Here is a 10,945-nt window from a genome sequence, read left to right on the forward strand (position 1 = left end):
GGATTTAAAATGAGTCCGATTTCGCCATTGACTGACTTTAGTTATGATTATCAAGATCTGGATTTTAAGAGAGTGAAATAAAAAAGATTTCTGAATTGTTAGAACGTGAGTTGTTGGTGGAAAACACCAACAATGGCTTATAATAATCACTTATTTTTTGTGAAATCAGACCTTTCAGGTGTTAACTTGTCCGCCGAAGCTTTAGCGTAGGAGGAAAACCTGACAGGTCTTGTTAGTTCTGCATCTTTCTCAGTTTTCGATTTCCTAATTTGATTTTGACTTTGAGCTTTTGTTTTCTAACATTTTTATTGTTTTTATCTTGAAGAAATTGGACAAAGAATTTTGCCCCCGCGTCTTTATATGCTTTTTTTTCGGGTAGCGACAAACCATCATTTCTTTTAAGGTTTTGCCAAGGTACAGATAACCAGATATTCATATATTCATCAAGCTTCAAATTACCTTCAGCAAACAGATGAATGGCTGACGATTGGATTTCTGTTTGGGGAATGCTGATGTTGCCATTTCTAATTTCAAAAGTTTGAACGATGGGTCTGAATTGTAGATTTTTAAAGCGTTCGGCTTTCATCAACGGAACATTTTCCATGAGGGGTTTGTAATTGTAAAGTGCGAAGTTTTTCAGTTCCAGTTGTAGAATTCCGTTCAAGGAATTCACCTTTAGTTTTCCTTCATTATCTAAACTTCCATATCCCTTTATCTGGAAATTTAAATTTCCTTGAATGCTGTCTGCTGCTCTTAAATCGTCATTATTAAAATAATCGAAGCTGATCAGAATCTCGTGCAGATCCATGTTATTGACAATCATGTCAATGACAACAGGCGTTTTGTTTTCAGTGGCTATTCCCACAGAAACATCCATTTTTATGGAGCCACCATAATAGTCAAGCTGCGTATCATCAATTTTGAAATCTCCATTCTTATCAAATAAAAGCGCGGATTCAAAACCAGTAATTATCAATCGCTCATGTTTTAAGGTGTCTATTTGGATGACAACATTTGGATAAAATGACTTGTTGATCTTTCTCATGGATTCTTTCCACTTATTAAGGTCAAAAGACTTGTTGTCCGGATCTCCAATTGTCGATTGCTCTAAAAACTCCTTAATGTTGAAAGTGTCGATATAAGGTGCATAGACGGAAAAATTGGACCTGTGATTGTTGAGGTCATTTCCATTATTTATAAATTCAGAAAAATGATCAATGGCTCCCGAAAAATAGACTTTACTTTTTCCAGGCAATTTGATATCCAATGTTTTTAGCGTCGCTAAATCATTATTTATTTCGATATGTAAACTATCCATAGGAATTTGAAGGTTGGCCGCTTTATAATGCACCATAGTGCCGCCGATTTTTAAATCGCCAAATCCCTCAGAGTTTAATAACTTCAAATCTTTGGATTGGGCTTTGTAATTTCCAAAGAACTCAAAATCGCCCGACTTAAATACAAAATTTGTGGTTTTTAAATAGTCATTTAAATCTTCGGATTTCCCTTTGACCTTGACATAAAAATCGAGGTCAAACGGATTGTTTTTTAGAAGTTCTGTTTGACTTGAATGTGCATTAATTTCGCCGTAGATATTGGCTACGGTTTCTTTGTAATGTAAATCCAAATAATTCAATTTCAGAATGGAATCATTTTCAAAATAGATTTGAGCCTTTATATTCTCAGTAATCAAAACTTTATATTTTAGAGAATCGATGTCCAGTTCAATTTCCGGATTAAATCTATTGATGTCTTTAAATATGGTATGCAGTGCCTTTTTGCTTTTTTTGGCTTTAGGTTTCTCTTCGTTTTTAAACGAATTAACGGTAGCCAATAATTCATCACCATCCATAAAAGAGGCGGTAATTTTTAAAAACACAGATCCAGGATCTTGAATCTCATCCAATAAGATATTAGGAAATTGTTTTATGTTTCCATCGAGCATAATATGATGAAGTTCGTCGATTTTCAAATTAAATTGCTTGAGAAGAATTTCTGAATTATCAATGATTAGAGATAAAGAATCAATAGCAATCTCCATCTCTGCCGGCTCATAATAGAGATTTATATGGTTCAAATTTAAATCGCCTTGAGCGCTGTTCAAAAGTTCATTAAACTGCTTGATATTGCCTTTTATTTGTCCATTGAATTTATAGTCGCCTGAATCTATTCTGAAAAGTGTGATGTTGAATAAGTCTTTAAAAACCTTTATTGGACCACTGGAAGTCGCTTCAGCATTCAAATAGATGGCATCATTTAAGTTGCTTTGTGGGCCATGTACTCTAACTTTGCCCTTCAGATGTGTGATGGCCTCATCATATTTGAAGTTGAAATTACGCAGCAAAATGGTTTCAGAATCGATGAGCTCAATATTCGATTTTAGATCATTTATACTGACGTTATTGTATTTTAACTCAGCGATATCGATACTAAACTGCGGATGAAATTGGCTGTAAATAGCTTCAAGTGTTTCGTGTAAATCTTTGCGATCGTCAATTTTTTCATTGGATTTTGGCACAAATTCTTTCGCCATAACAAGCAGATCATTAATGTTTAGGTTTTTAGAATGTATTGAGATTTGGCTTGTGGTTGGAAGGGTTGGAGTTTTGGAAAGCAGTCCGGAGATGTTTTTTAGGCTTCCCGTAAATATTAAATCTTCTCCATTTAATAATTTGATGACTAGTTCCCTTAACAAGGCGTTTTCTTTTTGTAAAGACACGGCGATGTACTGTATCGGCAGCTGAAGCCCGTTTTTCTTTAGGACGACGTGGGTATCGTTTAAATTAAATTCGCCAGTTGCTTTATTTAAAAACTGATACGGATTTGGAATATCGCCCTCAATATGGGTGTTCAAATTAAATTTCCCACCTTTAAAATCAAAATTATCCGTGTCAATAATGGAAGCTAAAGTGGCATTGCTGCCATTTAAACGCAGATTTGCATTTATGAAATTTAAGGCTTCAGGCGTGCTTTGAAAATAAGAATCACGGAAGTCAACCTTTATGTCATCTAAGATGGCATTTAGGCTGTCAAAATAAAGTTTAAAGTCTTTGGTTGACTTCTTTAAAATTCTCAAGCTATCCGTCTCATAAATATCAGTAGTAAAATTGCCGCTAAAAGACGTGTTCTTAAAATGAAATTTATTCGCAATGACAACGTCATTATTGGTGGTGGAGAATGTAGCCGTAATATCCGGATCGTTGCCATAGGCAAAATTACCTGCAATTTTAGCACTGGTTTTAAAAGGCTTTTGAATGTCATAATTTTTCAGTTTATCTGATAGATTATTCGTAAGTAAACCTTTAACAGCTTTAAAATCAGTTTGTGAATTTTCTAAATTGAACACATAGGCGCTGATTTCAGATAAGTCAAAAGTGGCATGGAGCTGAAATGTTTGATGATCAATCTGGAGAGGGAAAACAGGAATGTCTATTTGGTTATTATCTATGTCGAAATTGAATTTTGAATTTCCCGTAACATGTGCACCATTAAAAAAACTACCGTTTTGAGTGTTAAATCCTAAGTTGTTAACCGTTATATCTAGTTTGGTTGTACCATTTATTTGTTGATCATTACCTTTAAAGTTGCTTCTGATGCTGTGAATGTGAAGGTTGAGGTTCTTGTTTAAAACTTGATCTTTCATAATGTATTTTACATTATCCAGTGTTAAAGACGCACCTTCCCTATTGAGCCATTCCGGAAATTGAAATCCTTTGCGCTTTGGCCGATCTAATTTTAATTGCTCATGATAGGCCAAGGTTCTTTTTGAAATTACTTCAGAAGAAAATACGGCGTTTTTGATAGCAATTCTTTTAAATGCAAAATCGCCACGCAAAAGTTTTCCAGCGCCAATAACTAATTTGGTTTCTTCTATTTGAAGTGTCGAAAATTGATCTGTAATAGTATCGCTATTGGTGTGATGGATGTCTTTTAAAGTAAAACCAACGTTTGGAAATCCGCTTAAAAAACTAGCGTTTACTTTTCCTATGGTCAAAGTGCCTGTGCCGTTCTCGCTGTAACGCTCCTGCAACATATTAAGGATACGGTCTCTATTAAGCCAGCCAATGGTAAAAAGAGTGATGGGGAGAAAAATAATAATGGCTAAGGTCACAAGAGTCCTTTTAAGCCATTTTCGGCTTTTAGATGCTTTGACCTTGACATTCTGGGTTTTCAAGTTGAAAGTTTATTGAAAAATAAGGAGAAAATTTGGAATGAAAATATTATGACTCCAAATACTTGATTGACGGTTCTGTGCCAATTAAAAGTTAACATGAAATAAAGACGAGTCCTTAAAAATCTTTCGGTCATTACAAACCCATTTTGAAGACCTAATTATGTAGCAGTTCTTGGTGTATTGTTGTGTTTTTAGAAAGTAAACTTCATAAACAACAGCATCTGTTTAAAAAGTATGTTAAGAATCTATAAAAGAATGGTATAATTTTATATTTTGCTGTTTTTAAAAACAAAATAGAAATGGCACAGAAAATAGCAAAATTAGGTTTTTCCCTTTTACTTCTTGGAGGCGTGCTTAGTTGCACAGACAAAGTTGAAAACAAGGAGTATTTGACCGATGAAATAGAAGTTGTTAAAACCCAATATGCTCCAGATAAAAGAGTTGCTCTCTTTGATGTCAATGCAGAAAAAAGCGGTAACGCATACATTTTAAAAGGCGAAAGCAATTTGCCAGATGCGGTGGCGACTTTGAAAAGTAATCTTGAAAATGCTAAAATTGAATATGTAGATAGTATTCAGCTTTTGCCAGCAGCCAAATTGGCCGATAAAACAAGAGGCTTGGTAACCATATCCGTGGCCAATTTGAGAAGTCAGCCAAAACATTCGGCTGAATTGGCTACTCAGGCTACTTTAGGAACTCCGGTAAAAATTTTGAAAAACGATGGAAGTTGGTTATTAATCCAAACCCCAGATCATTATTTATCGTGGGTTGACAATGGTGGCGTTGAACCGATTACCGAAGCCGAACTTGAGCAATGGAAAAAGGAGCCTAAATTGATTTATACGAACATCAGCGGGAGCAGTTATTCTGAACCTAATACAGCATCACAAGTAGTTTCTGATATTGTGGCAGGGGGGATTTTACAGATTCTAGGCGAGGAGAAAGGTTTTTACAAAGTTTCTTATCCTGATCAAAGGATTGCATTTATCAATAAAAATGAAGCTGAGCTTTATGACTCGTGGATATCACAAGCTGATCCATCGGAAGAAAATTTGGTAGCCACTTCAAAGAGTTTGATGGGCTTGCCTTATTTATGGGGCGGAACGTCGCCAAAAGGTGTGGATTGTAGCGGTTTTACTAAAACTATCTATTTCTTAAATGGAATTGTTTTGCCGAGAGACGCTTCACAGCAAATACACACGGGAGAGCAAATTGATGATACTAAGAATTTTAAAGATCTTCTTCCTGGAGATTTATTGTTTTTTGGGACTAAAGCAACGGACTCAACTAAAGAACGAGTAGTGCATGTAGGCATGTGGATTGGTAATAATGAATTTATTCACTCTGCCGGCCGCGTTAAAATAAATAGTGTTGATAAGGATGCGCCAAATTATGACGCGTATAATGTCAATCGCTATCTACGTACCAAAAGACCATTGAACGGGCCTAAAGAGGGTTTGATCAATTTAAAAAGCACACCACTTTTATAGTTAGATGACGAGATTGCTTATCGTGACATTACGATGTAGTCACTTTCTTTTGTATCTATCAATTTTAGATTAGAGAAATCACAAAACCAAAAAATCCTGACATCTTATGTTATCAGGATTTTTTTTATTCAAGAGACCTCACAGGTTTTAAAAACCTGTGAGGTCTTTTTTGCATTATCACCCTAATTGCCTTTAGCAAAAAACGCGTCAAAAGTTTCCATATAGTTCAACTTTTAGGTGTATATTTGTTATTTAAAACGAACAAATGAACTGAATGAAACCAAAATTTGAAATTGTCTTCCTCGATCAAGCAATCGACTTTATGGCCAGTTTAGACTCTAAAACCAAACAGAAGATCTATTATAATTTAGACAAATCGAAATTGGAAAATGATCCTAAATTGTTCAAAAAGTTAAGCGGAGACATTTGGGAATTCCGAACAAAATACAACAAACTTCAATTCAGACTTCTCGCATTTTGGGACAAAAGTGATAAAGTTGAAACACTCGTCCTTTCTACTCACGGAATCGTTAAGAAAACGGATAAAATCCCTAAAGCTGATATTGAAAAAGCAATAAAAATTAGAGCAGAATATTTTGACCAAAAAGAGTAATGTTATGGATGCAAAAAACAGAAAAATGAAAATGATGACGCTTGATCAAATGAAGGACCAAGACATTGGTAAAATTGGAACTAAGGAACGTGATAAATATGAATTTGACCTCCGACTGGAAGTTTTGGGAGATATGATAAAATCCGTCCGAAAAGAACGCAAACTCACACAGGAGCAGCTTGGCGAATTAATCGGCGTACAGAAATCACAAATTTCAAAATTGGAGCGAAATACAAAAAATGTTACGATAGAAACTATTTTAAAAGTTTTTGGAGCATTAAAAGCAAATGTTAAGTTTAGTGTGGAAATAAATGAAGCGGAATTCACAGTTGTGTCAACGCAATAGCGGAATATTTGCTTGTTCAAATTTAACAATAGAACTAAAGATGTAGACTAATCGTTTGAAGGTCTTAAAACGCAAAAAAATCCTGACATCTTATGATATCAGGATTTTTTATTAACGAGATTCCTGCCTCCGCAGGAATTTGTTATTCTTCAGTCAACACCCAATCCCCTTTAGCTAATAAAGGCTCTGCTTGTTTGTATTTTAAAGATTTGTTTTCACCACTCAATACATGTTTGATGGTAACTTGCTCATTACGACCAATTTTTGGTTTGTCGCGTACAATGGTTTCTACCACTTCTTGACGTTGTGTATTGCCTGCAGCCCTGCTTTGATTAGAGCGCTCGTCCAAATTCGGGATTTCTTCCTTGTTGGTTTCTAGTTTTTCTTTAGAACGTACTTGACGTGCTTCCTGAATGGCATCCGTGGATTCTGATGGCAATTCACCTTTAAATAAAAAGGAGATCACATCTTTATTCACTTGGTCAATCATCACCTTAAACAATTCAAACGCCTCAAACTTGTAGATCAACAACGGATCTTTTTGCTCATGGACTGCCAACTGAACTGATTGTTTCAATTCGTCCATTTTGCGTAAATGCGTTTTCCAAGCATCATCAACAATGGCCAAGGTAATGTTCTTTTCAAAATCATTGATCAACTGTTTACCATGGGTTTCATAAGCTTTTTCAAGATCGGTAACGACTTGTAAATTCTTAACGCCATCAGTAAACGGCACCACAATACGCTTGAATTTATCACGCTGTGTTTCGTAAACGTTTTTGATCACAGGGAAAGCCATATCGGCATTACGCTGCATTTTTTCTTTATAATGGCTGAAAGCTGCTTTGTATATTTTTCCAGCAATTTCCTGATCTGACATTTTGCCGAATTCTGCCTCTGTAATCGGCGAGCTCATGGAGAAATAACGAATCAGTTCAAATTCAAAGTTCTTAAAGTCGTTTGAAGCTTTGTTGGTTTGCGAAATGTTTTCTGAAGTATCATAAATCATATTCGCAATGTCGACGCGTAAACGTTCGCCATGCAACGCATTGTGACGACGTTTGTAGATAACTTCACGTTGGGCATTCATGACATCATCATATTCCAATAAACGCTTACGGACACCAAAGTTATTTTCTTCAACTTTTTTCTGTGCACGCTCAATGGATTTTGAAATCATAGAATGCTGAATGACTTCGCCTTCCTGTAAGCCCATTCTATCCATCATTTTTGCAATACGCTCACTTCCGAACAATCGCATTAAATTATCTTCTAAAGACACATAAAACTGTGAACTTCCTGGATCTCCCTGACGTCCGGCACGACCACGCAACTGTCGGTCAACACGACGCGAATCATGGCGTTCTGTACCTACAATGGCCAAACCGCCTGCTTTTTTAATCTCATCTATTAACTTTATATCCGTACCACGACCCGCCATGTTGGTAGCAATGGTTACTTGTCCTGGTTTTCCAGCTTCAGCAACAATATCTGCTTCTTTTTTATGGAGTTTCGCGTTCAATACATTATGAGGCACTTTACGTAAGGTTAACATCTTACCTAATAACTCACTGATTTCAACAGAGGTTGTTCCAATTAAAACTGGACGACCTGATTCCGATAATTTAGTGACTTCATCAATAACGGCGTTGTACTTTTCGCGCTTGGTTTTGTAAACCAAATCCTCACGGTCATCACGAACAATAGGTCTGTTGGTTGGAATTTCAATCACATCCAATTTGTAGATTTCCCAGAACTCTCCAGCTTCAGTAACAGCAGTACCTGTCATCCCCGCTAATTTGCGGTACATTCTGAAGTAATTTTGAAGCGTTACCGTTGCAAAAGTTTGGGTAGCAGCTTCAATTTTTACGTTTTCTTTGGCTTCAATCGCTTGGTGCAAACCATCGCTATAGCGACGTCCATCCATGATACGACCTGTTTGCTCATCAACAATCATGACTTTATTGTCAATGACCACATATTGAATGTCTTTTTCAAATAGGGCGTAAGCTTTTAATAATTGGTTCAAGGTGTGGATACGTTCGGATTTGATACCGAAATCCCTGAATAATTCTTCTTTAGCTTCCGCTTCTTTTTCTTTAGAAAGGTTTTGAGATTCAATTTTTGAAATCTCCATTCCGATTTCTGGCATCACGAAGAAATTCGGATCATCGTTACCAGAAAGGAAATCAACACCTTTATCGGATAATTCAACCTGATTATTTTTTTCGTCAATCACGTAGTACAGATCCGCGTCGATTTTTGGCATCTCACGGTTATTATCCTGCATGTAGTGATTTTCAGTTTTCTGAAGGAGTTGCTTGATCCCGTCTTCACTTAAGAACTTGATCAAGGCTTTGTTTTTAGGAATCCCTCGGTAAACTTGTAATAATTTAAAACCACCATCTTTCATATTGCCTTCAGCAATCAGTTTTTTGGCTTCCACCAAAACGCCAGTCAAATATTGACGTTGAACGGCTGCAATAGCATCAACTTTCGGTTTTAGTTCATTAAATTCATGACGTTCGCCTTGCGGAATTGGCCCAGAAATAATCAATGGCGTACGAGCGTCATCCACTAAAACGGAATCCACCTCATCCACAATTGCGTAATGGTGCGGACGTTGTACTAAATCGTCAGGCGAATGTGCCATATTATCACGCAAATAATCGAATCCAAATTCGTTGTTCGTTCCGTAAGTAATATCGGCGTTGTATGCTTTTTTACGTGCTGCGGAATTTGGTTGATGGTAATCAATACAATCCACGCTCATGCCGTGAAATTCAAATATAGGGGCCATCCACGCGCTATCACGTTTGGCCAAGTAATCGTTGACCGTAACTAAGTGCACGCCTTTTCCGGCGAGGGCGTTGAGGTACATTGGAAGTGACGCCACAAGGGTTTTACCTTCTCCAGTTTGCATCTCGGCAATTTTACCTTGATGAAGTGCCACACCACCAATAAGCTGCACGTCATAGTGAATCATGTCCCAAGTAATTGGTTTTCCGGCGGCATCCCAAGAGTTTGCCCAAATGGCTACGTCATCCTCTAAGGTCACATAATCCTTTCTTCCAGAAACTGCACGGTCAAAAGCACTTGCGGTTACTGCGATCGAAGAATTGTTTACAAAACGTGTTGCGGTTTCTTTAACAACTGCGAAGGCTTCTGGTAAAATATCGTTTAGAACCTCTTCTGTAACTTTATAGATATCATCTTTAATACTGTCTATTTTAAGATAAATATCCTCACGTTCATCAATGTCTTCTGTGGTTTCTGCTTCTTTTTGAAGTTTTTCAATAGTCTCATTAAAAGGTTGTCGTGCTTCGGCAATCTTCGCTTTGAAAAAATCGGTCTTTGCCCTTAATTCGTCATGCGATAAGGCTTCCATAGCTTTTCCGAAGCTTTTAACTTTTTCTACAATAGGAGTGATGGCTTTGACATCCTGTTTGGATTTATCGCCAACAAATACCTTTAATACTGAATCTAAAAAACTCATAAGGTGTTCTTATTTACACTTCGACAAGCTCAGTGTGCATTAATATAAATATGTCGTTTGTATGCTGTGTTTACCGTTTAAGGCTCACAAATATACGGTTTGTGCTAGGTTTATTAAAAAATAGCGCACAAAAAAAGTCTCTTGAGGAGACTTTTTAACTATTCTTTAGATTTATCTAATATTCATCCTCATTCCAGAGGTAATCTTCATCGGTTGGGTAATCTGACCAAATTTCTTCTATTGAATCGTAAGAATCGCCTTCGTCTTCAATAGCTTGCAAATTTTCAACCACTTCTAAAGGTGCACCAGTACGGATAGCGTAATCTATCAATTCGTCTTTGGTGGCTGGCCAAGGTGCATCACTTAAATACGATGCTAGTTCTAGTGTCCAATACATTTGTTATTCATTTAAATTTTTGCAAAAATAAATTTTTTGTTCATTAAATCAAGTAAAAAATGAATTATTTCATAATTAATAAAAAGAACGTGTAATTATTACATAATTTCTTGATTCCTAGTATATAATCAAAAAAAATATAACTGCCAAATAACCTTGCTATTCTTTTTGAGGAATCCATTGAATTTCGTCAGCGTGTAGGTCATGAGACAACTTTCGTGCCAACACAAATAGGTAATCCGATAATCGGTTTAAATACATCAATGTCTCAGGATAGAAAGGCTCTAAATCATTGAGTGCAGAAGCCAAACGCTCGGCCCGACGGCACACACAACGTGCTATGTGACAGAATGACACAGTTTGATGTCCGCCGGGTAACACGAAGTGTGTCATTTCTGGCAAGGATTCATTCATCAGGTCCATTTCGTT

7 protein-coding genes are annotated in these 10,945 nt (G+C 36.5%); 3 read left to right on the plus strand and 4 right to left on the minus strand.

Annotated elements, in window-relative coordinates; translation table 11 throughout:
* Positions 1-232 precede the first annotated feature (232 nt).
* The gene (locus ABIQ28_RS13405; RefSeq protein ID WP_348038145.1) at positions 233-4,174 is read right to left on the minus strand and encodes an AsmA-like C-terminal region-containing protein; all 3,942 of its coding nucleotides are present in this window, start codon (positions 4,172-4,174) and stop codon (positions 233-235) included.
* Positions 4,175-4,473: 299 nt separating this feature from the next.
* Here ABIQ28_RS13405 and ABIQ28_RS13410 point away from each other — a divergent pair, with 299 nt between their 5' ends.
* The 3 genes from ABIQ28_RS13410 (at position 4,474) to ABIQ28_RS13420 (ending at position 6,623) form a co-directional block, all read left to right on the plus strand.
* Positions 4,474-5,664: an SH3 domain-containing C40 family peptidase gene (locus tag ABIQ28_RS13410; RefSeq protein WP_348038147.1), complete on the plus strand. Its 1,191-nt coding sequence runs from the start codon at positions 4,474-4,476 to the stop codon at positions 5,662-5,664.
* Positions 5,665-5,938: 274 nt separating this feature from the next.
* On the plus strand, positions 5,939-6,277 hold the full coding sequence (locus ABIQ28_RS13415) for a type II toxin-antitoxin system RelE/ParE family toxin (RefSeq protein ID WP_348038149.1): 339 nt from the start codon (positions 5,939-5,941) through the stop codon (positions 6,275-6,277).
* Positions 6,278-6,281: 4 nt separating this feature from the next.
* Positions 6,282-6,623, plus strand: coding sequence for a helix-turn-helix transcriptional regulator (locus ABIQ28_RS13420; protein ID WP_348038151.1), 342 nt, complete (start codon positions 6,282-6,284; stop codon positions 6,621-6,623).
* A 142-nt stretch (positions 6,624-6,765) separates the two neighbouring features.
* Here the strand turns inward: ABIQ28_RS13420 and secA are convergent, their stop codons facing one another.
* The 3 genes from secA to ABIQ28_RS13435 form a co-directional block, all read right to left on the minus strand.
* Positions 6,766-10,119 carry a preprotein translocase subunit SecA gene (gene secA / locus ABIQ28_RS13425; protein WP_348038153.1) on the minus strand — a complete coding sequence of 1,118 codons (3,354 nt, stop codon included), beginning with the start codon at positions 10,117-10,119 and terminating at the stop codon, positions 6,766-6,768.
* 175 nt (positions 10,120-10,294) lie between these two features.
* Positions 10,295-10,516, minus strand: coding sequence for a DUF2795 domain-containing protein (locus ABIQ28_RS13430; protein ID WP_010177336.1), 222 nt, complete (start codon positions 10,514-10,516; stop codon positions 10,295-10,297).
* Between the two features lie 159 nt (positions 10,517-10,675).
* Positions 10,676-10,945 (minus strand): ATP:cob(I)alamin adenosyltransferase (locus tag ABIQ28_RS13435; RefSeq protein ID WP_348038156.1); only part of this gene is annotated, 270 nt, incomplete at its 5' end.

It is taken from the genome of Gelidibacter sp., assembly GCF_039916245.1.
Lineage (GTDB): Bacteria > Bacteroidota > Bacteroidia > Flavobacteriales > Flavobacteriaceae > Gelidibacter.

Coding starts and splice junctions, on each gene's coding strand:
- ABIQ28_RS13410 (WP_348038147.1), top strand. CDS start 4,474: ATGGCACAGAAAATAGCAAAATTAGGTTTTTCCCTTTTACTTCTTGGA.
- ABIQ28_RS13415 (WP_348038149.1), top strand. CDS start 5,939: ATGAAACCAAAATTTGAAATTGTCTTCCTCGATCAAGCAATCGACTTT.
- ABIQ28_RS13420 (WP_348038151.1), top strand. CDS start 6,282: ATGGATGCAAAAAACAGAAAAATGAAAATGATGACGCTTGATCAAATG.
- secA (WP_348038153.1), bottom strand. CDS start 10,119: ATGAGTTTTTTAGATTCAGTATTAAAGGTATTTGTTGGCGATAAATCC.
- ABIQ28_RS13430 (WP_010177336.1), bottom strand. CDS start 10,516: ATGTATTGGACACTAGAACTAGCATCGTATTTAAGTGATGCACCTTGG.